The organism is Streptomyces sp. NPDC001393 (assembly GCF_053597455.1).
In genome coordinates this window covers 125,743-150,789 of the sequence record NZ_JBSFIH010000014.1, presented here as the reverse complement: position 1 = coordinate 150,789, position 25,047 = coordinate 125,743, and the positions used below count along the sequence as shown (strand labels likewise).

At 69.6% G+C, this 25,047-nt stretch carries 20 protein-coding genes and 2 pseudogenes; 7 read left to right on the top strand and 15 right to left on the bottom strand.

The features are described 5' to 3' along the window. Positions 1–5 precede the first annotated feature (5 nt). The 5 genes and pseudogenes from ACWC2T_RS18220 (at position 6) to ACWC2T_RS18200 (ending at position 4,476) form a co-directional block, all read left to right on the top strand. Positions 6–794: a GntR family transcriptional regulator gene (locus tag ACWC2T_RS18220; protein WP_450671336.1), complete on the top strand. Its 789-nt coding sequence runs from the start codon at positions 6–8 to the stop codon at positions 792–794. Positions 795–841: 47 nt separating this feature from the next. Then, on the top strand, positions 842–1,069 hold the full coding sequence (locus tag ACWC2T_RS18215; RefSeq protein ID WP_031166915.1) for a 4Fe-4S dicluster domain-containing protein: 228 nt from the start codon (positions 842–844) through the stop codon (positions 1,067–1,069). Positions 1,070–1,107: 38 nt separating this feature from the next. Continuing rightward, positions 1,108–1,305: pseudogene (locus ACWC2T_RS18210) on the top strand (ABC transporter permease); the annotation flags it as partial. Beyond that, a pseudogene (locus ACWC2T_RS18205) lies at positions 1,289–1,615 on the top strand (ATP-binding cassette domain-containing protein); the annotation flags it as partial. The pseudogenes ACWC2T_RS18210 and ACWC2T_RS18205, both read left to right, overlap by 17 nt. Positions 1,616–1,710: 95 nt before the next feature. Next, the gene (locus ACWC2T_RS18200) at positions 1,711–4,476 is read left to right on the top strand and encodes a fumarate reductase/succinate dehydrogenase flavoprotein subunit (RefSeq protein ID WP_450671335.1); all 2,766 of its coding nucleotides are present in this window, start codon (positions 1,711–1,713) and stop codon (positions 4,474–4,476) included. 36 nt (positions 4,477–4,512) lie between these two features. Here ACWC2T_RS18200 and recQ read toward each other — a convergent pair whose 3' ends face one another. The 15 genes from recQ to ACWC2T_RS18125 all read right to left on the bottom strand — a co-directional run bounded on the left by recQ (position 4,513) and on the right by ACWC2T_RS18125 (position 22,679). Continuing rightward, positions 4,513–6,495: a DNA helicase RecQ gene (gene recQ, locus ACWC2T_RS18195; protein ID WP_450671334.1), complete on the bottom strand. Its 1,983-nt coding sequence runs from the start codon at positions 6,493–6,495 to the stop codon at positions 4,513–4,515. A 178-nt stretch (positions 6,496–6,673) separates the two neighbouring features. Then, on the bottom strand, positions 6,674–8,323 hold the full coding sequence (gene nuoN, locus ACWC2T_RS18190; RefSeq protein WP_450671333.1) for an NADH-quinone oxidoreductase subunit NuoN: 1,650 nt from the start codon (positions 8,321–8,323) through the stop codon (positions 6,674–6,676). Then, positions 8,320–9,891 (bottom strand): NADH-quinone oxidoreductase subunit M, encoded by a 1,572-nt coding sequence (locus ACWC2T_RS18185; RefSeq protein WP_450671332.1) that lies wholly within the window; start codon positions 9,889–9,891, stop codon positions 8,320–8,322. Before ACWC2T_RS18185 ends, nuoN begins: the two co-directional genes overlap by 4 nt. A 5-nt stretch (positions 9,892–9,896) precedes the next feature. Continuing rightward, complete coding sequence (nuoL, locus tag ACWC2T_RS18180; RefSeq protein WP_450671331.1) at positions 9,897–11,792, bottom strand: NADH-quinone oxidoreductase subunit L; 1,896 nt, start codon at positions 11,790–11,792, stop codon at positions 9,897–9,899. Positions 11,793–11,807: 15 nt separating this feature from the next. Beyond that, positions 11,808–12,107, bottom strand: a complete 300-nt coding sequence (gene nuoK, locus ACWC2T_RS18175) for an NADH-quinone oxidoreductase subunit NuoK (RefSeq protein ID WP_023547474.1) — start codon at positions 12,105–12,107, stop codon at positions 11,808–11,810. Beyond that, positions 12,104–12,946, bottom strand: coding sequence for an NADH-quinone oxidoreductase subunit J (locus ACWC2T_RS18170; protein ID WP_450671330.1), 843 nt, complete (start codon positions 12,944–12,946; stop codon positions 12,104–12,106). Before ACWC2T_RS18170 ends, nuoK begins: the two co-directional genes overlap by 4 nt. Continuing rightward, the gene (nuoI, locus tag ACWC2T_RS18165) at positions 12,943–13,584 is read right to left on the bottom strand and encodes an NADH-quinone oxidoreductase subunit NuoI (RefSeq protein ID WP_450671329.1); all 642 of its coding nucleotides are present in this window, start codon (positions 13,582–13,584) and stop codon (positions 12,943–12,945) included. Before nuoI ends, ACWC2T_RS18170 begins: the two co-directional genes overlap by 4 nt. Beyond that, positions 13,577–14,941, bottom strand: coding sequence for an NADH-quinone oxidoreductase subunit NuoH (gene nuoH / locus ACWC2T_RS18160; protein ID WP_450671328.1), 1,365 nt, complete (start codon positions 14,939–14,941; stop codon positions 13,577–13,579). Before nuoH ends, nuoI begins: the two co-directional genes overlap by 8 nt. Next, entirely contained in the window at positions 14,938–17,442 is a 2,505-nt protein-coding gene (locus tag ACWC2T_RS18155; protein ID WP_450671327.1) for an NADH-quinone oxidoreductase subunit G, read from the bottom strand. The genes nuoH and ACWC2T_RS18155 overlap by 4 nt, the downstream gene beginning before the upstream one ends. Beyond that, complete coding sequence (nuoF, locus tag ACWC2T_RS18150) at positions 17,439–18,788, bottom strand: NADH-quinone oxidoreductase subunit NuoF (RefSeq protein ID WP_450671326.1); 1,350 nt, start codon at positions 18,786–18,788, stop codon at positions 17,439–17,441. Before nuoF ends, ACWC2T_RS18155 begins: the two co-directional genes overlap by 4 nt. Further along, complete coding sequence (gene nuoE, locus ACWC2T_RS18145) at positions 18,785–19,651, bottom strand: NADH-quinone oxidoreductase subunit NuoE (RefSeq protein WP_351211265.1); 867 nt, start codon at positions 19,649–19,651, stop codon at positions 18,785–18,787. Before nuoE ends, nuoF begins: the two co-directional genes overlap by 4 nt. Next, positions 19,648–20,988, bottom strand: a complete 1,341-nt coding sequence (locus tag ACWC2T_RS18140) for an NADH-quinone oxidoreductase subunit D (protein WP_450671325.1) — start codon at positions 20,986–20,988, stop codon at positions 19,648–19,650. Before ACWC2T_RS18140 ends, nuoE begins: the two co-directional genes overlap by 4 nt. Further along, positions 20,985–21,755, bottom strand: coding sequence for an NADH-quinone oxidoreductase subunit C (locus ACWC2T_RS18135; RefSeq protein ID WP_450671324.1), 771 nt, complete (start codon positions 21,753–21,755; stop codon positions 20,985–20,987). Before ACWC2T_RS18135 ends, ACWC2T_RS18140 begins: the two co-directional genes overlap by 4 nt. Then, the gene (locus tag ACWC2T_RS18130; protein ID WP_007383964.1) at positions 21,752–22,306 is read right to left on the bottom strand and encodes a NuoB/complex I 20 kDa subunit family protein; all 555 of its coding nucleotides are present in this window, start codon (positions 22,304–22,306) and stop codon (positions 21,752–21,754) included. The genes ACWC2T_RS18135 and ACWC2T_RS18130 overlap by 4 nt, the downstream gene beginning before the upstream one ends. Positions 22,307–22,319: 13 nt before the next feature. Further along, positions 22,320–22,679, bottom strand: coding sequence for an NADH-quinone oxidoreductase subunit A (locus ACWC2T_RS18125; protein WP_003992243.1), 360 nt, complete (start codon positions 22,677–22,679; stop codon positions 22,320–22,322). Between the two features lie 740 nt (positions 22,680–23,419). Here ACWC2T_RS18125 and ACWC2T_RS18120 point away from each other — a divergent pair. Together ACWC2T_RS18120 and def are read left to right on the top strand one after the other, a co-directional pair. Then, positions 23,420–24,229 (top strand): C40 family peptidase, encoded by an 810-nt coding sequence (locus ACWC2T_RS18120; RefSeq protein WP_450671323.1) that lies wholly within the window; start codon positions 23,420–23,422, stop codon positions 24,227–24,229. Between the two features lie 187 nt (positions 24,230–24,416). Beyond that, complete coding sequence (def, locus tag ACWC2T_RS18115) at positions 24,417–25,043, top strand: peptide deformylase (protein WP_450671322.1); 627 nt, start codon at positions 24,417–24,419, stop codon at positions 25,041–25,043. Positions 25,044–25,047 lie beyond the last annotated feature (4 nt).

Below are 25,047 nucleotides of genomic sequence, written 5' to 3'. Positions count from 1 at the left end.
CAGCCATGCCACCCACCGACCGCCCCCGCGACCACGCCGGTCAGGGCGCCGCGACCACCGTCGCCGCCCAGCGCACGCGTCGTCGGCTGCGTGCGGACCGGGCCCGGCAGCTCGCCGATCTGCTGCGCCACCAGATCCTCACCGGCGCCTTCCAGAACGGCCCCCTCCCCCACGAGTCGACCCTCGCCGCCGACTACCGTGCCTCCCGCAACACCGTTCGCCAGGCCCTGGACCTCCTCAGGGCCGAAGACCTGGTGGAACGGCTGCCCGGAGTCGGCACCGTCGTCGTCGCCCGGAAATACCCGCACGGGCTCGACCGCCTGACGGGCCTCGCGGAAACCCTCCGCGAACACGGCCGCGTCACCAACGAGGTCCGCACCATGGGCCCTGCCCCCGCACCCGCCCCGGTCGCCGACCGCCTCCACGTCCCCGCCGGCGCCGACGTCCTCTACATCGAACGCCTGCGCCGCCTGAACGGCCTCCCCCTCTCGCTCGATCTCACCTACATCCCGCTCGACATCGGCACCGCCCTGCTCGGCGCCGACCTCGAGAACACCGATGTCTTCCGCCTCCTGGAAGCCATCACCGGCCGCCCCCTGGGCCACGCCGAGATCACCCTGGAGGCGGTGACCGCGGACGCCCACTCCGCCGCCGTGCTCCAGGCCCCGCGCGGCGCCGCCGTACTGATGCTGGAGCGCCTCACCCACCTTGCCGACGGCCGCCCCGTCGACCTGGAGTTCATTCGCTTCCGCGGCGACCGGATCACCATGAGCGGTCTGCTCCACCGGTCGTAGACACCTCGCCGCACCCGCCCCTGCCTGCACGTTTCCTGGAGACAGCCATGCCCTTGGCGCCCCAGCGGGCCGACGTGCCCGTGACCATCGACGAGTCGAAGTGCATCGACGGCTGCACCCTCTGCGTGGACATGTGCCCGCTGGACTCCCTCGCCATCGACGAGACCAACGGCAAGGCGTACATGCACGTCGACGAGTGCTGGTATTGCGGCCCCTGCGCGGCCCGCTGCCCCACCGGAGCGGTCACGGTCAACATGCCCTACCTGCTGCGGTGAGAGGTACCACCACCATGAAACGAACCGCAATCGCCGCGTCCGCCGCCGTGGAACTCCTGGGCCGACGCCTGACCCGCTGGCTGCCCCGGACCTCGTACGTCCCCGGTGGCCGCACCCGCGTGCCCCGGCCTGTCGCCGCCCCCGTTCGCGCCGACAGCGATTCCCAGTACCAGGCCCAGCCCGAGCAGCAGGGCCAGAAGGACACCGAGGAGGCCCGCGATGAGCACCTCGTCTGAGACTGTCGCCGCTCCCGTCGCCCCGGCGTCGGAGGCCGTCCGCGGCACCCGCTTCACCTTCCGTTCCGCCGTGCTCGGCCGCCCGGACGCTCCCGTGCTGCACGACGTCGACGTGGACGTATCCCCCGGCGAGATCCTCACCGTCGTCGGCCCCTCCGGCTGCGGCAAGTTCACACTGTTGCGCACTCTCGCCGGGCTGCTGCCGCCCCTGGGCCGCGCCGCCGAGGTGGACGGGGTGCCGCTTACGGGGCCGTCGGCCGACCGCGCGCTGGTCTTCCAGGAGGATGCGTTGCTGCCCTGGCGCACCTTGCCCGGACCGCGGGACCGCGCGGCCGTGGGCGACCCGGCCCGTGTGGCCCTGCGTCGCGACATCCTCACCTCGCTCGGCTCCTGAAAGGCACTCCGGTGACCACCCCCGCGCCCGCTTCCCTGGAGATTCCCGCTGTCGCCGACGCCGAGGGGCTGACCTGCGACGTCCTCGTCATCGGCGGCGGCACGGCCGGCACCATGGCCGCCCTCACCGCCGCCGAGCGCGGCGCGAACGTCCTGCTGCTGGAGAAGGCCCACGTCCGTCACTCCGGCGCGCTTGCCATGGGCATGGACGGCGTCAACAACGCGGTCATCCCCGGCCGCGCCGAACCCGACGACTACGTCGCCGAGATCACTCGCGCCAACGACGGCATCGTCGACCAGTCCACCGTCCGCCAGACCGCCACCCGCGGCTTCGCGATGGTGCAGCGACTGGAGTCGTACGGCGTCAAGTTCGAGAAGGACGAGCACGGTGAGTACGCGGTGCGCCAGGTGCATCGCTCCGGCTCGTACGTACTGCCCATGCCAGAGGGCAAGGACGTCAAAAAGGTCCTGTACCGCCAGCTCAGGCGGCGCGAGATGCGGGAGCGGATCCGGATCGAGAACAGGGTGATGCCGGTCCGGGTCCTGACCGCCGAAGGGCGGGCCGTCGGCGCCGCCGGCTTCAACACCCGTACCGGCGCCTTCGTCGCCGTCCGCGCGGGCGCCGTCATCCTCGCCACCGGTGCCTGCGGCCGGCTCGGTCTGCCCGCCTCGGGCTACCTCTACGGGACCTACGAGAACCCCACCAACGCCGGCGACGGGTACGCCATGGCCTACCACGCGGGCGCCGAGCTGACCGGTATCGAGTGCTTTCAGATCAACCCGCTCATCAAGGACTACAACGGGCCCGCCTGCGCCTACGTCGCCAACCCCTTCGGCGGCTACCAGGTCAACCGGCACGGTGAGCGGTTCGTCGACTCCGACTACTGGTCGGGGCAGATGATGGCCGAGTTCGCCGCCGAGGTCGCCAGCGACCGTGGACCGGTCTACCTCAAGCTCAGCCACCTCCCGGAGGAGTCGATCTCCGCGCTGGAGTCGATCCTGCACTCCACCGAGCGGCCCACCCGTGGCACCTTCCACGCCGGCCGCGGGCACGACTACCGCACTCACGACGTCGAGATGCACATCTCCGAGATCGGCCTGTGCGGCGGCCACTCCGCCTCCGGCGTCCGCGTCGACGACCACGCCCGTACGACCGTCCCCCGCCTGTACGCCGCCGGCGACCTCGCCTGCGTCCCGCACAACTACATGATCGGCGCGTTCGTCTTCGGCGACCTCGCGGGTGCGGATGCCGCCCAGTACACCGCCTACGAGGGTGAGCTTCCCGCGGACCAGCTCCGTGAGGCGCACGAGCTGGTCTACCGCCCGCTGCGCAACCCCGACGGCCCGCCGCAGACCCAGGTCGAGTACAAGCTGCGCCGTTTCGTCAACGATTACGTGGCACCGCCGAAGTCCGGCGCACGGCTCTCGCTCGCCCTGGAGGCCTTCGAGCGGATGCATTCCGACATCGCCGCCATGGGCGCCCGCACCCCGCACGAGCTGATGCGCTGCGCCGAGGTCACCTTCATCCGCGACTGCGCCGAAATGGCCGCCCGCGCCTCTCTGGCCCGCACGGAGTCCCGCTGGGGCCTCTACCACGACCGTCTCGACCACCCCGGCCGCGACGACGTCTCCTGGTTCCACCATCTCGATCTTCACAAGTCCCCCTCTGGTGCGATGGAGTTCACGGCCCGTCCCGTGGCTCCGTATCTGGTCCCGGTCGAAGAGTTCGCGCCGGTCGGCGGTCCCTCGCGGGAACTGGGCGAAGTCCGTCCCGAGCACGTGGCCACGGCCGGGCCGCGCGAGGTGGCGCCGGTCGCGGCCGGACCAACGTCCGGGCGCGCCACCGTCTCCGCCGACCGGGCCGAGGCGCCGGGCATCGCTTCACCCCGGCTCCTGGAACTACTGGAGCTGGCCGAGGCGGATCCCGAACTCAGCTTGGTCGAGAGCTACTTGGACGACCCGGACCCTGCCGTCCGCCGTACGGCCGTCTCGGTCCTGACCGAGACCGTGCCGCCCGGCACCGGGCAGGCCCTGGCCGACGCCCTGTCCGATCCCGATGCCGAGGTCCGCGCGGCCGCCGCTGCCTCGCTGCGCGAACTGGTCGAAACCCTGCCGCCCGAACCCGCCCTGAGCGCCGCCCTCACCGGTGCCCTCGCCTCGGCCGACCCCGTGGTCCGCGCCGCCGTCCTCGATGTGCTGCGCGCCCTGCGGCTCGGCGAGGCAGGCGTGTTCGCCGCGGCACTGGACGACCCCGACATCACCGTGCGCACCGAGGCCGTACGAGCGCTCGTCTCCGTCGATGCGGTCCGGCCGCTGGCGGGGGCCGCGGAAGATCCCTCCCGGGAGGTCCGGGTCGCCGTGGCCAAGGCCCTGGCCGCCGTCGGCTCGGCGTCCCTGACCGCGACCGACCGGGAGCTGCTGACCACCGCCCTGGACCGGCTCACCGAGGACAGCGATCCCCTGGTGCGCCAGGCTGCGTTCGCCGCACTGGCCGGCACCGGCTGTCCCGGCCCGCTCGCCGACCGTGCCGTCGCCGCGCTGTCCGCCCCGGCCTGGCAGGTCCGCTCTGGCGCCGCCACCGCGCTGTCGGCCGCGTCCGCCGAAACCGCCGTCCCCGCCCTGGCCAAGGCGCTGGCCGACCCGAACGCCGATGTGCGCAAGGCCGCGGTGCTCGCCCTGACCCGGCACCGGGCCACGGAAGAGGCTCGCGCGGCCCTGGTCACGGCCACGGCCGACACGGACGCGGACGTCAGGGCGTATGCGGCTCGGGGGCTGTGACGGCGACGTTCCCGCCCACGCCCCGGACCGGTCCCGCTATATCCAGTCGTCCGGCTCCGGCGCCTCGTCCGGCTCCGGCCAGTCGGTGTCCTGCGTGTCACCGGCGGTCGGGGCCGGGTCGTCCAGGGCGGCGAGCACGGCCAGCACCCCCTCCCCGTGCGTCGCCAGCTTCTTCTCGCCGACACCGCTCACCGTGTCGAGCTCGCGCACCGAGCCGGGTCTGCGGGTGACGATCTCCCGCAGGGTGGCGTCGTGGAAGATGACGTACGCGGGCACGCCCTGCTCGCGGGCCTGTTCGGCGCGCCAGGCACGCAGCGCCTCGAAGGCGGGCAGGAGTTCACTCGGCAGCTCTGCCGCGGCGGCCTTGGCCTTGCGGTCACCGCCGGAGCCGCCGGTCGACCGGGACCGGGAGACGGCCGGCTTCTTCGGCTCCTTGCGCAGCGGCACCTCCCGCTCGCTCCGCAGCACGGAGCCGCTCGCCTCGGTGAGCACCAGAGTGCCGTACTCCCCCTCGACGGCGAGCAGCCCCTGGGCCAGCAGCTGCCGGATGACACCCCGCCACTCGGCCTCGGCGAGGTCCTGCCCGATGCCGAACACGGACAGCTGGTCGTGGTCGAACTGGATGACCTTGCCGGTGCGCTTGCCGAGCAGGATGTCGACGATCTGCACGGCGCCGAACTTCTGCCCCCGCTCCCGCTGCAGCCGTACCACCGTCGACAGCACCTTCTGGGCGGCGATCGTGCCGTCCCAGGTCTCCGGCGGGGTGAGGCACGTGTCGCAGTTGCCGCAGGCCGCCGCATCCGGGTCCTGGCCGAAGTAGGCGAGCAGCTGGCCGCGGCGGCAGCGGGCCGTCTCGCACAGCGCGAGCATGGCGTCGAGGTGGGCGCTGGCCCGGCGGCGGAACGCCTCGTCGCCCTCTCCGGACTGGATCAGTTTGCGCTGCTGTATGACGTCGTTCAGGCCGTACGCCATCCAGGCCGTGGACGGCAGTCCGTCGCGGCCCGCGCGGCCGGTCTCCTGGTAGTAGCCCTCGATCGACTTGGGCAGGTCCAGATGGGCGACGAACCGTACGTCCGGCTTGTCGATACCCATGCCGAAGGCGATGGTCGCCACCACGACCAGACCGTCCTCGCGCAGGAACCGGGCCTGGTGGGCGGCGCGCATGCCCGCGTCCAGGCCCGCGTGGTACGGCACCGCCTCGATGCCGTTGGCGCTCAGGAACTCCGCCGTCCGCTCCACGGAGTTGCGCGACAGGCAGTAGACGATGCCGGCGTCGCCCGGGTGCTCCTCGCGCAGGAAGGCGAGCAGCTGCTTCCTGGGATCGGCCTTGGGCACGATCCGATACTGGATGTTGGGCCGGTCGAAGCTGGCGACGAAGTGGCGGGCCGCCGGCAGGTTCAGCCGCTGAGTGATCTCCTGGTGGGTGGCATGGGTGGCGGTGGCCGTCAGGGCGATCCGGGGGACGTCCGGCCAGCGTTCGCCGAGGAGGGACAGGGTGAGGTAGTCGGGGCGGAAGTCGTGGCCCCACTGGGACACGCAGTGCGCCTCGTCGATCGCGAAGACGGAGATCTTGCCGCGTGAGAGCAGGTCGAGCGTGCCCTCCAGGCGCAGCCGCTCCGGCGCCAGGTACAGCACGTCCAGCTCGCCGGCCAGGAGCTCGGCCTCGACCACGCGCCGCTCGTCGAAGTCCTGCGTGGAGTTGATGAAGCCGGCGCGCACACCGAGGGCACGCAGGGCGTCCACCTGGTCCTGCATGAGCGCGATCAGCGGCGAGATCACCACGCCCGTACCGGGTCTGACCAGGGCCGGAATCTGGTAGCACAGCGATTTTCCGCCGCCGGTGGGCATGAGGACGACCGCGTCGCCGCCCGCCACCACATGCTCGATGATCGCTTCCTGCTCGCCCCGGAAGGCCTCGTACCCGAAGACCCGGTGCAGCGTGGCCAGCGCCTCGCTGTCGGCCGCGCCCGGCCCCTCGGTCACCTGTGACATCTCGCTGATCCCGCCCGTCGCACCCATCGTCCTGTCCCCCGTCGGTCCCCCGCGTGTCGTTCCTCGACCACTGCCTCCACGATAGGGGGCGGGACCGACAGCCTCGGAGTTATCCACAGGCACCGGCCAGCGCCGCAGGAAACACGCCGCTGCCCGGCCCCTCCGAAATGAGGGGTGCCGGGCAGCGGCATGGGCAAGCGAAACGTCAGCGGACGAACACTGCCGCCTGGCTCGCCAGGTCCAGGAAGTACTGCGGCGCCACGCCGAGCACCAGCGTCACCGCGACGCCGACGGCGATCGCCGCCATCGTCATCGGGGACGGGACGGCCACGGTCGGGCCCTCCGGCCTCGGCTCGCTGAAGAACATCAGGACGATCACGCGGATGTAGAAGAACGCGGCGATCGCCGAGGAGATCACACCGACCACGACCAGCGGGGCCGCGCCACCGTCCGCCGCCGCCTTGAACACGGCGAACTTCCCTGCGAAGCCAGAGGTCAGCGGAATGCCGGCGAAGGCCAGCAGGAACACCGCGAAGACCGCCGCCACCAGCGGGGAGCGGCGGCCGAGCCCCGCCCACTTGGACAGATGGGTCGCCTCACCGCCCGCGTCGCGCACCAGCGTGACCACCGCGAAGGCGCCGATCGTCACGAACGAGTAGCCGGCCAGGTAGAAGAGGACGGACGAGACCCCGTCCTTCGACGTGGCGATGACACCCGCAAGGATGAATCCGGCGTGCGCGATGGACGAGTACGCCAGCAGTCGCTTGATGTCGGTCTGGGTGATCGCGATGATCGCACCACCCAGCATGGTGATGATCGCCACCGCCCACATGACCGGCCGCCAGTCCCAGCGCATCCCGGGCAGGACGACGTACAGCAGTCGCAGCAGCGCGCCGAACGCGGCCACCTTCGTCGCCGCCGCCATGAAGCCGGTCACCGGCGTCGGCGCACCCTGGTAGACGTCGGGCGTCCACATGTGGAACGGCACCGCGCCCACCTTGAACAGCAGGCCCATCACGATCAGGGCGCTGCCGAGGAGCAGCAGTGCGTCGTTGCCCATGGTGTTGGCGAGCGCCGGATCCACGTTGGTGACCGTGCCGTCGACGACCTGTGCGATGCGCGCGTACGACACCGAGCCCGCGTAGCCGTACAGCAGGGCGATGCCGAACAGCGTGAACGCGGAGGCGAACGCGCCGAGCAGGAAGTACTTGACCGCGGCCTCCTGCGACATCAGCCGCTTGCGGCGGGCCAGCGCGCACAGCAGGTACAGCGGCAGGGAGAAGACCTCCAGGGCCACGAACAGCGTCAGCAGGTCGTTGGCCGAGGGGAACACCAGCATGCCGGCGATCGCGAAAAGCAGCAGCGGGAAGGCCTCGGTGGTGGTGAACCCGGCCTTCACTGCGGCCTTCTCACTGTCGCTGCCCGGTACGGAGGCGGCCTGTGCGGCGAAGGAGTCGACGCGGTTGCCGTGCGCGGCCGGGTCGAGGCGACGCTCGGCGAAGGTGAAGAGGCCCACGAGGCCGGCCAGCAGGATCGTGCCCTGCAGGAACAGGGACGGGCCGTCGACCGCGATCGCCCCCATGGCCGCGATGTGCGCCTTGGTGGTGCCGTAACCGTCCGCCGCCAGCGCGACCACCGCGGCGAAGGCGGCGCAGAGCGCTACGACGGACACGAACACCTGGGCGTAGTAGCGGGATTTGCGCGGGACGAACGCCTCGATCAGCACCCCGACCAGCGCCGCACCGACGACGATCAGCGTCGGCGACAATTGTCCGTATTCGATCTTCGGTGCCGGGATCTTCGCGATCGGGTCGGCCGCGGTTGTCCACAGGCTGTGGACGGCTGTTGTGCTCACTTGGCCGCCTCCACCGAGGGCTTGGGGTCGGTCTTGTGTACGTCGGACATGGTCTGCTTGACCGCCGGGTTGACGATGTCCGTGACGGGCTTCGGGTAGACGCCCAGGAAGATCAGCAGCACGATCAGCGGGGCGACGACGACCAGTTCACGCACGCGCAGGTCGGGCATTGCCGAGACCTCGGGCTTCACCGGGCCCGTCATCGTCCGCTGGTACAGCACGAGGGTGTAGAGCGCGGCGAGGACGATGCCGAAGGTGGCGATGATGCCGATCGCCGGGTAGCGCGTGAACGTGCCGACCAGGACCAGGAACTCGCTGACGAACGGGGCGAGGCCGGGCAGCGAGAGGGTGGCGAGGCCGCCGATCAGGAAGGTGCCGGCGAGCACCGGGGCGACCTTCTGCACGCCTCCGTAGTCGGCGATGAGCCGCGAGCCGCGCCGGGAGATCAGGAAGCCGGCGACCAGCATCAGCGCGGCCGTGGAGATGCCGTGGTTGACCATGTAGAGCGTGGCTCCGGACTGGCCCTGGCTGGTCATCGCGAAGATGCCCATGATGATGAAGCCGAAGTGGGAGATCGACGCATAGGCGACCAGCCGCTTGATGTCCCGCTGACCGACGGCGAGCAGTGCGCCGTAGACGATGCTGATCAGGGCCAGGACGAGGATGACGGGCGTCGCCCACTTGCTGGCCTGGGGGAACAGCTGGAGGCAGAAGCGGAGCATCGCGAAGGTGCCGACCTTGTCGACGACCGCGGTGATGAGGACGGCCACCGGGGCGGTGGACTCCTGCATGGCGTTGGGCAGCCAGGTGTGCAGCGGCCACAGCGGGGCCTTCACCGCGAACGCGAAGAAGAAGCCCAGGAACAGCCAGCGTTCGGTGCTCGTCGCCATGTGCAGCGAGCCGTTCGCGCGGGCCTGCGCGATCTCCTGGAGGCTGAAGTTTCCGGCCACCACGTAGAGGCCGATCACCGCCGCCAGCATGATCAGGCCGCCGACCAGGTTGTAGAGCAGGAACTTCACCGCCGCGTACGACCGCTGCGTCGACGCCGCCTCCTCGCCCTGCGCGTGGGCGCGGTCCCCGAAGCCGCCGATGAGGAAGTACATCGGGATGAGCATGGCTTCGAAGAAGATGTAGAAGACGAAGACGTCGGTGGACTCGAAGGAGATGAGCACCATCGCCTCTACGGCGAGGATCAGCGCGAAGAAGCCCTGGGTGGGCCGCCAGCGGCGGCTGCCGGTCTCCAGCGGGTCCGCGTCGTTCCAGCCGGCGAGGATGATGAACGGGATCAGTACGGCGGTCAGCGCGATCAGCGCCACCGCGATGCCGTCGACCCCCAGCTCGTACCTCACCCCGAAGTTCCTGATCCAGGCGTGGGACTCGGTGAGCTGGTAGCGGGCGCCGTTCGGGTCGAAACGCACCAGCACGGTGATCGCCAGGGCGAGCGTGGCGAGCGAGACGAGCAGCGCCAGCCACTTGGCGGCGGTGCGCCGCGCGGCCGGTACGGCGGCCGTGGCGACGGCCCCTACGGCCGGGAGCGCCGCCGTCGCTGTCAGCAGAGGAAAGGACATCGGTATCAGACCGCCCTCATCAGCAGGGTCGCGGCGACCAGAAGTGCCGCACCGCCGAACATCGAGACCGCGTAGGAGCGGGCGAAGCCGTTCTGGATCCGGCGGAGCCGTCCGGACAGGCCGCCGAAACCGGCCGCCGTTCCGTTGACGACGCCGTCGACCAGGGTGTGGTCGACGTAGACCAGGGAGCGCGTCAGGTGCTCGCCGCCGCGTACCAGGACCACGTGGTTGAAGTCGTCCTGGAGCAGGTCACGGCGGGCCGCGCGGGTGAGCAGGGAGCCGCGCGGGGCGACTGCCGGGACGGGCCTGCGGCCGTACTGCGCCCAGGCGATGCCGACGCCGATGACCAGGCAGACCATGGTCGCCCCGGTGACCGTCCAGGCGCTCACCGGGGAGTGTCCTTCGCTGTGCCCGGTGACCGGCTCCAGCCAGTGCAGGAAGCGGTCGCCGATGCTGAAGAAGGCGCCGCCGAAGACGGAGCCCACGGCCAGCACGATCATCGGGATCGTCATGACCTTCGGGGACTCGTGCGGGTGCGGCTCGTTGCCGTTCTCGTCCGGCTGCCAGCGCTTCTCGCCGAAGAACGTCATCAGCATCACCCGCGTCATGTAGAAGGCGGTGATGGCCGCGCCCAGCAGGGCCGCGCCGCCGAGGATCCAGCCCTCGGTGCCGCCCTTCGCGAAGGCAGCCTCGATGATCTTGTCCTTGGAGAAGAAGCCGGACAGGCCGGGGAAGCCGATGATGGCGAGGTAGCCGAGGCCGAAGGTGACGAAGGTGACCGGCATGTACGTCCTGAGGCCGCCGTACCTGCGCATGTCGACCTCGTCGTTCATGCCGTGCATGACGGAGCCGGCGCCGAGGAACAGCCCGGCCTTGAAGAACCCGTGCGTCACCAGGTGCATGATCGCGAAGACGTAGCCGATGGGGCCGAGGCCCGCGGCGAGCACCATGTAGCCGATCTGGGACATGGTCGACCCGGCCAGTGCCTTCTTGATGTCGTCCTTCGCGCAACCGACGATCGCACCGAAGAGGAGTGTGACAGCGCCTACGACGGTGACGGCCAGCTGGGCGTCGGGGGCCGCGTTGAAGATGGCTCCGGAGCGGACGATGAGGTACACGCCCGCGGTCACCATCGTCGCCGCGTGGATCAGGGCCGAGACCGGGGTCGGGCCCTCCATGGCGTCACCGAGCCAGGACTGCAGCGGCACCTGGGCGGACTTGCCGCAGGCGGCGAGGAGCAGCATCAGGCCGATGGCGGTGAGCTTGCCCTCGGAGGTGTCGCCGGTGTGGCTGAGGACCGGACCGAAGGCGAAGGTGCCGAAGGTGGCGAACATCAGCATGATCGCGATCGACAGGCCCATGTCGCCGACCCGGTTGACCAGGAAGGCCTTCTTCGCTGCCGTCGCGGCGCTGGGCTTGTGCTGCCAGAAACCGATCAGCAGGTACGAGGCGAGTCCGACGCCTTCCCAGCCGACGTACAGCAGCAGGTAGTTGTCGGCGAGGACGAGCAGCAGCATCGCCGCGAGGAACAGGTTCAGGTAGCCGAAGAAGCGGCGGCGCCGCTCATCGTGCTCCATGTACCCGACCGAGTACAGGTGGATCAGCGAGCCGACGCCCGTGATGAGCAGGACGAACGTCATCGACAGCTGGTCCAGGCGGAAGGTGACGTCCGCCTGGAAACCGGCGACCGGGACCCAGCTGAACAGGTGCTGCATCAAGGTCCGGTGTTCGGCTCCCTTGCCGAGCAGATCGGCGAAGAGAACGAGGCCGATGGCGCAGGAGACGAACGAGAGCAGCGTGCCGATCCAGTGGCCGACGCGGTCCAGGCGCCGACCGCCGACCAGGAGGACGGCCGCTCCGAGCAGGGGCGCCGCGATGAGCAGCGCGATCAGGTTCTCCACGATTCTTCCGACCCCTTACAGCTTCATCAGGCTGGCGTCGTCGACCGAGGCCGAGTGGCGGGTACGGAACAGCGACACGATGATCGCGAGGCCCACCACGACCTCCGCGGCGGCGACGACCATCGTGAAGAAGGCGATGATCTGGCCGTCGAGGTTGCCGTGCATCCGGGAGAAGGTGACGAACGCGAGGTTGCAGGCGTTCAGCATCAGCTCGATGCACATGAAGACCACGATGGCGTTGCGCCGGATCAGTACGCCGGTCGCGCCGATCGTGAACAAAAGGGCGGCGAGGTAGAGGTAGTTGACCGGGTTCACTTCGTCGCCTCCTCGGGCCGCTTGAACGTCGCCGGTTCGATCGCCTTGCGCTCCAGGCGTTCCTGCGCCCGCTGCTCCAGTGCCCGGAGGTCGTTGAGCGCCTCCGCCGACACGTCGCGGATCTGGCCGCGTTCGCGCAGTGTCTTGCTGACGGTCAGCTCGGACGGCGTGCCGTCGGGCAGCAGGCCCGCGATGTCGACGGCGTTGTGCCGGGCGTAGACACCGGGGGCGGGCAGCGGCGGCACGTGTTTGCCCTCGCGGACGCGCTGTTCGGACAGCTCGCGCTGGGTCCTGGCGCGCTCGGTGCGCTCGCGGTGGGTGAGCACCATGGCGCCGACGGCGGCCGTGATCAGCAGGGCACCGGTGATTTCGAAGGCGAAGACGTACTTGGTGAAGATGAGGGAGGCGAGGCCCTCCACATTGCCGTTCGCGTTCGCCTGGCCCGTGCCGGCGAATTCCTTGAGGGAGGCGTTCCCGATGCCGGCGAGCAGCAGGACACCGAAGCCGACGCCACACAGAAGGGCCAGCCAGCGCTGGCCCTTGATGGTCTCCTTCAGCGAATCCGCGGCCGTGACGCCGACGAGCATCACCACGAACAGGAACAGCATCATGATCGCGCCGGTGTAGACGACGATCTGCACGATGCCCAGGAAGTAGGCGCCGTTGGCGAGGTAGAACACGGCCAGGACGATCATGGTCCCGGCGAGGGAGAGCGCGCTGTGCACGGCCTTCTTCATGAAGACGGTGCACAGGGCGCCGATCACCGCGACGGTGCCGAGGACCCAGAACTGGAAGGCCTCACCGGTGGAGGTGGTGTAGGCGGCGAGCTGTGCGGTCATTGGCCGATCACCTTCTCCGAGGCCGGCTCCTCCTCGCCGAAGGTGGACGCGGCCTCCTGCGGCACCTCGCCCTTGGACAGGGCGACCTGGCGGACCGTGCCGGGCGCGGCCTGGGTGACGAGGCCCCGGTAGTAGTCCTGCTCGTCGGTCCCGGGGAAGATCGCGTGCGGCGTGTCGACCATGCCCTCTTCGAGTCCGGCGAGGAGTTGTTCCTTGGTGTAGATGAGGTTGGCGCGGCTGGAGTCGGCCAGTTCGAACTCGTTGGTCATCGTCAGCGCGCGCGTGGGGCACGCTTCGATGCACAGGCCGCACAGGATGCAGCGGGCGTAGTTGATCTGGTAGACGCGGCCGTACCGCTCGCCCGGCGAGTAGCGTTCCTCGTCGGTGTTGTCGGCGCCCTCCACGTAGATGGCGTCGGCGGGGCACGCCCACGCGCACAGCTCGCAGCCGACGCACTTCTCCAGGCCGTCCGGATGGCGGTTGAGCTGGTGCCGTCCGTGGAACCGCGGAGCCGTGGTCTTCTTCTGCTCCGGGTACTGCTCGGTCAGCCGCTTCTTGAACATGGCCTTGAAGGTCACGCCGAAGCCGGCCACGGGGTTCAGGAAACCGGGTTTGGTCTCCTTGGGCTCCTCAGCCATCGGACGCCTCCTTTCCATCCGAAGATCCGTCACTGACAGTGTCCGACCCACCACTGACAATCAGCTCCCGCTCGTGGCGCGGGCGGCGCCTGGGCACCGGCGGCAGTTCCTGTCCGGGCAGCGGCGGTACGGGGAATCCGCCCGCCATCGGGTCGAATCCGGTCTGCTCGGCGGCAGGTTGCTCGGCCGCCTTGGCCTTCTCCCGGAACATGTCCGCGACGAAGGAGATCAGCAGCAGGGCGAGCACTCCGCCCACGACGGGCAGCGCGATGCTCGGGAAGTCGTAGTGCTCGTTGCGCAGGGCCCGTACGGTCGCCACCAGCATCAGCCAGGTCACGGAGACCGGGATGAGGACCTTCCAGCCGAGCTTCATCAGCTGGTCGTAGCGCACGCGAGGGAGCGTGCCGCGCAGCCAGATGAAGAAGAACAGCAGCAGCTGCACCTTGATCACGAACCAGAGCAGCGGCCACCAGCCGTGGTTCGCGCCCTGCCAGAAGGAGCTGATCGGCCAGGGGGCGCGCCAGCCACCGAGGAACAGCGTGGTCGACACGGCCGACACCGTCACCATGTTCACGTACTCGGCGAGCATGAACATCGCGAACTTGATCGACGAGTACTCGGTGTTGAAGCCGCCGACCAGGTCGCCCTCGGACTCCGGCATGTCGAAGGGTGCGCGGTTGGTCTCGCCGACCATCGTGACGATGTAGAGGATGAACGAGACCGGCAGCAGCAGGATGTACCAGCGGTCGTGCTGCTGCGCGACGATCGTGGACGTCGACATCGACCCCGAGTACAGGAACACGGAGGCGAACGCGGCGCCCATGGCGATCTCGTAGGAGATCATCTGCGCGCAGGAGCGGAGGCCGCCGAGGAGCGGGTAGGTGGATCCGGAACTCCAACCCGCCAGCACGATGCCGTAGATGCCGACGGAGGCGACCGCGAGGATGTAGAGCAGCGCGATCGGCAGGTCGGTGAGCTGCATCGTGGTGCGCGTGCCGAAGATCGAGATCTCGTTGTCGGCCGGGCCGAAGGGGATCACCGCGATCGCCATGAAGGCCGGGATGGCCGCGACGATCGGCGCCAGGACGTACACCACCTTGTCGGCGCGCTTGACGATGATGTCTTCCTTGAGCATCAGCTTCACGCCGTCGGCGAGCGACTGGAGCATGCCCCAGGGACCGTGCCGGTTCGGGCCGATGCGCAGCTGCATCCAGGCGACGACCTTGCGCTCCCAGACGATGGAGAACAGCACGGTCACCATCAGGAAGGCGAAGCAGAACACGGCCTTGACGACGACCAGCCACCACGGGTCGCGGCCGAACATCGAGAGGTCTTCAGCTGCGAGGTACGGGCTCATGCCTCCACCTCCTTGGGGGCCTGTTCGGCGGGTGCCGCCGGGCCGATGCGGACGAGTGAGCCGGGCTGTGCGCCGGTGTCGGAGGCGACGCCCGCGCCGACGGAGTTCAGCGGAAGCCAGACCACCCGGTCGGGCATCTCGGTGATCCGCAGCGGGAGTTCGACGGTGCCGGAGGGGCCGGTGACCTTGAGGACGTCGCCCTCCTGGACGCCCGCCTCGGCGGCCGTCGCCGCCGACACGCGCGCGTGTGCGGCGTGCCGGGTTCCGGCGAGCGCCTCGTCGCCCTCCTGGAGGACGCCCTGGTCGAGGAGGAGCCGGTGCCCGGCGAGTACGGCCTCGCCGGCGGCCGGACGGGGCAGCGCGCCCGCCGACTCCTGGGGTTCGGAGGCGCACGGACCGTCCCAGGGGCCGAGCCGGTCGATTTCCGCGCGTGTGGTGCGCAGATCCGGCAGGCCCAGGTGGACGTCCATGGCATCGGCCAGCATCTGCAGCACGCGCGCGTCGGTCGGTGCCGGGCTGCGGGTCATCTGGTCGGGCTTGAGGGCGGCGTCGAAGAAGCGCACCCTGCCTTCCCAGTTGAGGAACGTGCCGGCCTTCTCGGCGACCGCGGCGACCGGCAGGACGACATCTGCGTGCGTGGTGACCTCGCTGGGCCGCAGTTCCAGCGACACCAGGAAGCCGACGCTGTCGAGTGCCTCACGCGCGCGTGCCGGGTCGGGCAGGTCGGCGACCTCCACCCCGGCCACCACGAGCGCCGACAGTTCGCCGGTGGCGGCTGCCTCGACGATGTGGTGGGTGTCGCGGCCGTAGCGCGACGGGAGTTCGGCGAGGCCCCACACGGCCGCGACCTCCTCCCGTGCGCGCGGGTCGGTCGCCGGGCGGCCGCCCGGCAGCAGCGACGGCAGCGCGCCCACCTCGACGGCGCCGCGCTCACCGGCCCGGCGCGGGATCCACACCAGGTGGGCGCCGGTCGCGGTGGCGGCGCGTACGGCGGCGGTGAGGCCGCCGGCGACCGCGGCGAGCCGCTCACCGACGACGATGACCGAGCCCTCGGCGCGCAGGGCCTGGGCGGCGCGGGTGCCGGGCGCCTCCAGACCCACACCGCTCGCGAGGGCGTCCAGCCACTCGGTCTCGGTGCCGGGCGCGGCCGGCAGCAGGGTGCCGCCCGCCTTCTGAAGGCCCCGGGTCGCGTGCGTGGCCAGCGCGAACACCTTCTGCTTGCGCTTGCGCCAGGCCTTGCGCAGCCGCAGAAAGACGCCGGGCGCCTCCTCCTCCGACTCGAAACCGACCAGCAGGACCGCGGGCGCCTTCTCCAGGGAGGTGTACGTGACACCCGTACCGTCGAGGTCACGGCCGTGCCCGGCCACCCGCGAGGCCAGGAAGTCGGCCTCTTCGCCGCTGTGCACGCGCGCGCGGAAGTCGATGTCGTTGCTGTCGAGCGCCACCCGCGCGAACTTGCTGTACGCGTAGGCGTCCTCGACGGTGAGCCGACCGCCGATGAGGACGCCGGCCCGGGAGCGGGCCGCGGTGAGGCCCCGCGCGGCCGCATCCAGGGCCTCGGGCCAGGACGCGGTCTCCAGGACGCCGTCGGCGTTGCGCACCAGGGGGCTGTCGAGGCGGTCCTTGAGCTGCGCGTACCGGAACGCGAAGCGTCCCTTGTCGCAGATCCACTCCTCGTTGACCTCGGGGTCGTTGGCGGCGAGCCGCCGCATGACCTTGCCGCGCCGGTGGTCGGTGCGGGTGGCGCAGCCGCCGGAGCAGTGCTCGCACACCGACGGCGAGGAGACGAGGTCGAAGGGGCGGGAGCGGAAACGGTAGGCCGCCGAGGTGAGCGCGCCGACCGGGCAGATCTGGATGGTGTTGCCGGAGAAGTACGACTCGAACGGGTCGCCCTCGCCGGTGCCGACCTGCTGCAGCGCACCCCGCTCGATCAGCTCGATCATCGGGTCGCCCGCGATCTGGTTGGAGAACCGGGTGCAGCGGGCGCACAGCACGCACCGCTCGCGGTCGAGCAGCACCTGCGTGGAGATCGGTACGGGCTTTTCGTAGGTGCGCTTCTTGCCGTCGAAGCGGGACTCGGCACTGCCGTGCGACATGGACTGGTTCTGCAGCGGGCACTCGCCGCCCTTGTCGCAGACGGGGCAGTCCAGCGGGTGGTTGATGAGCAGCAGCTCCATCACGCCGCGTTGGGCCTTCTCGGCGACCGGCGAGGTGAGCTGGGTCTTCACCACCATGCCGTCGGTGCAGGTGATGGTGCAGGACGCCATGGGCTTGCGCTGGCCCTCGACCTCGACGATGCACTGACGGCATGCACCGGCGGGGTCGAGCAGGGGGTGGTCGCAGAACCGGGGGATCTCGATGCCGAGCTGCTCGGCGGCCCGGATGACCAGGGTGCCCTTGGGCACGCTGATCTCGATGCCGTCGATCGTCAGCGTGACGAGGTCTTCCGGCGGGACCGCCGCCTCTCCCCCACCGGCGGGAGCACTGGTGGTCACGGTCATGCGTTCACCTCCGGGCGGTCCGCCCAGGCCGTCGACTTGGCCGGGTCGAAGGGGCAGCCCCGGCCCGTGATGTGCTGCTCGTACTCCTCACGGAAGTACTTCAGCGAGGAGAAGATCGGGGACGCGGCGCCGTCGCCGAGGGCGCAGAAGGACTTGCCGTTGATGTTGTCGGCGATGTCGTTCAGCTTGTCGAGGTCGGACATGACGCCCTTGCCGGCCTCGATGTCCCGCAGCAACTGCACCAGCCAGTACGTACCTTCCCGGCACGGCGTGCACTTGCCGCAGGACTCGTGGGCGTAGAACTCGGTCCAGCGGGTCACCGCCCGCACCACACAGGTCGTCTCGTCGAAGCACTGCAGGGCCTTGGTGCCGAGCATCGAGCCGGCGGCGCCGACGCCCTCGTAGTCGAGGGGGACGTCGAGGTGCTCGTCGGTGAACATCGGCGTCGAGGAGCCGCCCGGTGTCCAGAACTTCAGGCGGTGGCCGGGCCGCATGCCGCCGCTCATGTCGAAGAGCTGGCGGAGCGTGATGCCAAGGGGCGCCTCGTACTGGCCGGGGCTCGCGACGTGGCCGCTGAGCGAGTAGAGCGTGAAGCCCGGGGACTTCTCGCTGCCCATCGACCTGAACCAGTCTTTCCCGTTTTTCAGGATCGCGGGAACCGACGCGATCGACTCGACGTTGTTCACAACAGTCGGACAGGCGTAGAGGCCTTCCACCGCAGGGAAGGGGGGACGGAGCCGCGGTTGACCACGGCGGCCTTCGAGCGAGTCCAGCAGTGCGGTCTCCTCACCGCAGATGTACGCGCCGGCGCCGGCGTGCACGGTGATCTGGAGATCGAGTCCGCTGCCCAGGATGTTCTCGCCGAGGTAGCCCGCCGCGTAGGCCTCGCGCACGGCCTCGTGCAACCGCCGCAGAACGGGGACGACTTCACCACGCAGATAGATGAAGGCATGCGACGACCTGATGGCATAACACGCGATCACCATGCCCTCGATGAGGCTATGCGGGTTCGCGAAGAGGAGCGGGATGTCCTTGCAGGTCCCGGGCTCCGATTCGTCGGCGTTGACAACTAGATAGTGCGGTTTTCCATCACCCTGCGGAATGAACTGCCACTTCATTCCGGTCGGGAACCCCGCGCCGCCGCGGCCGCGCAGCCCGGACTCCTTGACGTAGGCGATCACGTCGTCCGGGGACATGGCGAGCGCCTTGCGGAGCCCCTCGTACCCCTCGTGCCTCCGGTAGACGTCCAGAGTCCAGGACCGGTCCTCGTCCCAGAAGGCCGACAGCACGGGTGCGAGCAGCTTCTCGGGGCTCGAGTCCTTCAGTTCGGGTGCCACGGTCATCACTCCCCCTCCTCTGCAGTAGGCCCTGCGGGGTGAGCCGGGTCGGAGGCCGATGTCTCCTGCGGCGCGTCATGGGAACTGAGGTGCTCGGCCGGCGACGGCTCGTGCACCCTGTCCTGCGGTTCCTCGTGGGGACCTCCGCGCGGATGGACCACGCGTGCGGGTGCGGCCTCTCCCCTTGCCAGGCGAAGGCCCACCAGCGACGCGGGTCCCGCACCGCCGCCCTCCTCGACGGCCCCGGGCCGCTCGTCGGGGAAGCCGGCCAGGATCCGCGCGGTCTCCTTGAACGTGCACAGCCGCGCCCCGCGCGTGGGCTGTACGGGCCGTCCCGCGCGCAGATCGTCGACCAGGCGCTTGGCGCTGCCCGGCGTCTGGTTGTCGAAGAACTCCCAGTTGACCATCACGACCGGCGCGTAGTCGCAGGCCGCGTTGCACTCGATGTGCTCCAGGGTGACCTTGCCGTCGTCGGTGGTCTCGCCGTTGCCGACGCCCAGGTGTTCCTGGAGCGTCTCGAAGATCGCGTCTCCGCCCATCACCGCGCACAGCGTGTTGGTGCACACGCCCACCTGGTAGTCGCCGGAGGGCTTGCGGCGGTACATGGTGTAGAAGGTGGCGACGGCGGTGACCTCGGCCGTGGTCAGGTTCAGCATGTCCGCGCAGAACTGCATTCCGGTGCGCGTGACATGGCCCTCCTCGGACTGCACGAGGTGGAGCAGCGGGAGCAGGGCGGACCGTGAGTCCGGGTAGCGCGCGATGACCTCGCGCGCGTCCGCCTCCAGCCGGGCCCGGACGTCGTCCGGGTAGGCGGGCGCGGGCAGTTCGGGCATGCCCAGGCTGACGCCCCGCTCCGAAGAAGAGGTGGTCACCGGTCGACGCCTCCCATCACGGGGTCGATGGACGCGACGGCGACGATGACGTCGGCGACCTGGCCGCCTTCGCACATCGCCGCCATGGCCTGCAGGTTGGTGAAGGACGGGTCGCGGAAGTGGACCCGGTAGGGGCGGGTGCCGCCGTCGGAGACGGCGTGCACGCCGAGTTCGCCCTTGGGGGACTCGACGGCCGCGTACGCCTGTCCCGGCGGGACGCGGAAGCCCTCGGTGACGAGCTTGAAGTGGTGGATCAGGGCCTCCATGGAGGTGCCCATGATCTTCTTGATGTGGTCGAGGGAGTTGCCGAGTCCGTCCGGTCCCAGGGCGAGCTGGGCGGGCCAGGCGATCTTCTTGTCGGCCACCATGACCGGGCCGGGCTGGAGCCGGTCCAGGCACTGCTCGACGATCCCGAGCGACTGGCGCATCTCCTCCAGACGGACCAGGAAGCGGCCGTAGGCGTCGCAGCTGTCGGCGGTCGGGATCTCGAAGTCGTACGTCTCGTAGTCGCAGTACGGCTGCGCCTTGCGCAGGTCGTGCGGCAGGCCGGTGGAGCGCAGGATCGGGCCGGTGGCGCCGAGGGCCATGCAGCCGGCCAGGTCGAGGTAGCCGATGTCCTGCATGCGGGCCTTGAAGATGGGGTTCCCGGTGGCGAGCTTGTCGTATTCCGGGAGGTTCTTCTTCATCTTCTTCACGAACTCGCGGATCTGGTCCACGGCGCCGGGCGGCAGGTCCTGGGCGAGTCCGCCGGGGCGGATGTACGCGTGGTTCATCCGGAGGCCCGTGATGAGCTCGTAGAGGTCGAGAATCATTTCACGATCACGGAAGCCGTAGATCATGATCGTGGTGGCGCCGAGCTCCATGCCGCCGGTGGCGATGCACACCAGGTGGGAGGAGAGCCGGTTCAGCTCCATCAGGAGCACCCGGATGATCTTGGCGCGCTCGGTGATCTCGTCCTCGATGCCGAGGAGCTTTTCGACGGCGAGGCAGTAGGCGGTCTCGTTGAAGAAGGACGTCAGGTAGTCCATGCGCGTGACGAAGGTGGTGCCCTGCGTCCACGTGCGGTACTCGAGGTTCTTCTCGATGCCGGTGTGGAGGTAGCCGATGCCGCAGCGGGCCTCGGTGACCGTCTCGCCCTCGATCTCCAGGATCAGACGGAGCACTCCGTGGGTGGACGGGTGCTGGGGACCCATGTTGACGACGATGCGTTCGTCGTCGGCGCGGGTCGCGGACTGGACGACCTCGTCCCAGTCGCCACCGGTGACCGTGTATACGGTGCCCTCGGTGGTCTCGCGCGCCGAGGCGGCCGACGCGGCGGATGCTGACTGCGTGCTCACGAGTACGACCTCCGCTGGTCCGGAGCCGGGATCTGGGCGCCCTTGTACTCGACGGGAATGCCGCCGAGGGGATAGTCCTTGCGCTGCGGGTGGCCCTGCCAGTCGTCCGGCATCATGATCCGCGTCAGGGCCGGGTGACCGTCGAAGAGGATTCCGAAGAAGTCGTAGGTCTCGCGCTCGTGCCAGTCGTTCGTCGGATAGACGGGGACGAGGGACGGGATGCGCGCGTCGGCGTCGGGGGCGCTGACTTCGAGGCGGATCAGCCGGTTGTGGGTGATCGAGCGCAGGTGGTAGACGGCGTGCAGTTCGCGGCCCTTGTCGTGCGGGTAGTGGACGCCACTGACGCCGGTGCAGAGCTCGAAACGCAGGGCCGGGTCGTCGCGCAGGGTTCGGGCGACGCGGAGCAGGTGTTCGCGTTCGATGTGGAAGGTGAGCTCGCCGCGGTCGACGACCGTCTTCTCGATGGCGTTGCCGGGGAGGAGGCCCTGTTCCTCCAGGGCGCCCTCCAGTTCGTCGGCGACCTCGTCGAACCAGCCGCCGTAGGGGCGGCTCGCCGGTCCCGGGAGCCGGACCGAGCGGACCAGGCCGCCGTAGCCGGAGGTGTCGCCGCCGTTGTTGGCGCCGAACATGCCGCGCTGGACGCGGATCTCCTCGCCGCCCTGGCCGCGCTGGCCGGGGAGGTTGGAGGCGGAGAGGTCCTTTTCGGGGTTCACCCCGTTCGCGGACCCGTTCACTCCGCCCGTGCCGTTGCCGTTCGCGTCGCTCACCGCAGCAGCCCCTTCATCTCGATCGTGGGCAGGGCCTTGAGCGCCGCCTCCTCAGCCTCTCGGGCGGCCTCCTCGGCGTTGACGCCGAGCTTGGAGGACTGGATCTTCTGGTGGAGCTTGAGGATCGCGTCCATCAGCATCTCGGGGCGGGGCGGGCAGCCCGGCAGGTAGATGTCGACCGGGACGATGTGGTCGACGCCCTGGACGATCGCGTAGTTGTTGAACATGCCGCCCGAGGAGGCGCAGACGCCCATGGAGATCACCCATTTCGGGTTGGGCATCTGGTCGTAGACCTGGCGGAGCACCGGCGCCATCTTCTGGCTGACCCGGCCGGCGACGATCATCAGGTCGGCCTGGCGCGGTGAGCCGCGGAAGACCTCCATGCCGAAGCGCGCCAGGTCGTACCGGCCGGCACCGGTGGTCATCATCTCGATGGCGCAGCAGGCGAGGCCGAAGGTGGCCGGGAAGACGGACGCCTTGCGCACCCAGCCCGCGGCCTGCTCGACGGTGGTCAGCAGGAAGCCGCTCGGCAGCTTTTCTTCGAGTCCCATGTCCTAAGGCCCCTCAGTCCCATTCCAGGCCGCCGCGCCGCCATACGTACGCGTACGCGACGAAGACGGTGAGCACGAAGAGCAGCATCTCCACGAGCCCGAAAATCCCCAGGGCGTCGAAGGTGACGGCCCAGGGGTAGAGGAAGACGATCTCGATGTCGAAGACGATGAAGAGCATCGCCGTCAGGTAGTACTTGATGGGGAAGCGCCCGCCGCCGGCCGGCGTGGGGGTCGGCTCGATGCCGCACTCGTAGGCCTCGAGCTTGGCGCGGTTGTACCGCTTCGGACCGATCAGCGTGGCCATGACCACGGAGAAGATCGCAAAGCCTGCCCCGAGGGCTCCCAGTACGAGGATGGGCGCATACGCGTTCACCGCTCCTCGCTCCTCTCAGTCGGCGCTGACTGCTGGCGGTTGCACTGGTGCACTGCGCTCACTTCCGCCTCACCGGCCCCACGAACCCCGCCGTCCCGGGCGAAGATCGAGAACATGTGAAGCAGGTCACAAGCCCAGTTGCCACGCATCTTATGCCCGCCGCTCTGTGATCTGCGACACGGGGTATTGCACGAGCTTTGTGATCTCCACCACCTGACGAAGGATCATGAAGTCGGATGATGAGTGATCTTCATACGTGAAGCGTTCAGTTGGTCACGAGAAGTGACATTCTTGCCCGTCGCCGCAGGCCGGATGGCGTGCCTCAATATCAAGAGAGTTCCGGTGCATGCAAATTGGTGTTGGACGCGGGCGGCTGGTAAAGGGGCGCGTTCACACATCAGGGGGAGGCGCGGGGCGCAGTGTGGACGCGTGCGCACATTCACGAGCTCCGCGCGCACGGGACGCCGCGATTCCGGTGACCGTTCCGTGACCTCCGCCACATCGATGAGAGGCCTCCGAGAACCGGGCTTGGCCAACGACCGCAACCAGTGGTAAGCGGGGGGCAATTCGGACGTAATGATCAAAGACCGTGATCAAGCCCTTGATCATCGACGTCCGCAATGTCCGTTACGGCGTCAATAAAGAGCGACACGCCCGGGATTCCAGGTCTCGATTGAGCAACTGTGGCGCAGCACACGTTTCTTGAAGATATGAAGGAGCCCCTGGTACCGGTTATTCCCATGTCCCACACCGCTCACATACGCAGCCACCGGAAGCCCCGCCGCAGCGCGTCGACCCTCGCGATGCGGGCCGGAGTTGCCGGTGGCGTCCTCAGCACCCTGGCAGTCGCCGGGGCGTCCGGCTCGGCAAATGCGGCCGAGCCGGTGACGCAGACCCTCGAACTGCCCACCCTGACGGCCGACCTGGCCGCTCAGGCAGCCAAGTCCGCGGACGCCACCCAGCAGGCCGCTGCGAACTACCAGCTGCAGGCCGAGCGTGACGCAGCCGCCGCGAATGCCGCGAAGCAGGCCAAGGCAGACCTCGCCGAGGCGAAGCAGAAGGCCGACGAGGCCAAGAAGAAGGCCGACGAGGCCGCCCGCACGGAGGCCGCCGCGCGAGCCTCGCGCAACGCGGAGCGGACGACCCTGGCCGCCACGGACAGCGGCAGCACCTCCACGAGCGGTTCCACGGCCACCGGTTCGGCCGCCGCGATCGTCGCCTTCGTCAAGGCGCAGATCGGCAAGGCCTACGTCTCCGGCGCCACCGGCCCGTCGGCGTACGACTGCTCCGGTCTGGTGCAGACCGCCTTCAAGCAGGTGGGCGTCAGCCTGCCGCGCGTCTCCCAGGACCAGTCCACGGCCGGCACCCAGGTGTCGCTGAGCAACCTGCAGCCGGGCGACATCCTGTACTGGGGCAGCGCGGGCAGCGCCTACCACGTTGCGGTGTACGTGGGCGACGGTATGTTCGTCGGCGCGCAGAACCCCTCCAGCGGCGTCGGGGAGCACCCGCTGTCGTACGACCCGCCGACCGGCGCCGTGCGGGTGCTCTGAAGCACTCCCGCGCCTCTCACGCGCGTAGGGCCGCAGCCGCTCGGGGGCAGCGGCCCTTGCGTCGTTCCCAGCGCCGCGTCGTTCCCGGCACTGTGCCCTTCCCGGCACGTCAGAGGGCCGGTTCCTGACATGCTCGGCTCGGGCCGCCGTCCGGCGGTCCGTCCCCATGAGCGAAGGAGACCGCGCCATGCCACGCGTGTTCGTCCAGGGAAAGCCCGCCGACTACTACCCCCGCCACGCCCCCGAGGCCGGGCGCGGTGCGGTGCGCCGGATCACCGAGGTCGGCGAGGAGGTCCTGCACAAGCCGTGCCGGGACGTCACGGAGTTCGGGCCCGACCTCGCCGCACTCATCGACGACATGTTCCTCACCCTGTGTGTCGCCGAAGGGGCGGGACTCTCGGCGAATCAGGTAGGGGTCGATCTACGGCTGTTCGTTTACGACTGCCCCGACGGCGAAGGAGTCCGACATGTCGGGCACGTCGTCAATCCGGTGCTCGAAACGCCCACGAGCGGGCGGCGTTTGCTGGACGAGGGTGAGGGCTGCCTGTCGGTGCCGGGCGCGGTGATGGCCGTACCGCGGCCGGACCGGGCCGTCGTGCGAGGGCAGGACAAGGACGGCAACCCCGTCGTCATCGAAGGCACGGGGTACTTCGCGCGCTGCCTCATCCACGAGACCGACCACACCAACGGGTACATCTACCTGGATCGGCTCTCCAAGCGGGAGAAAAAGGACGCGCTGCGGCAGATGGCGGCCCGGCGTGACGAGGTGTTCGCCCGCCGGGCCGCCCGCGCCGAGGAGCTGAGCCGGGCCTGAAGAA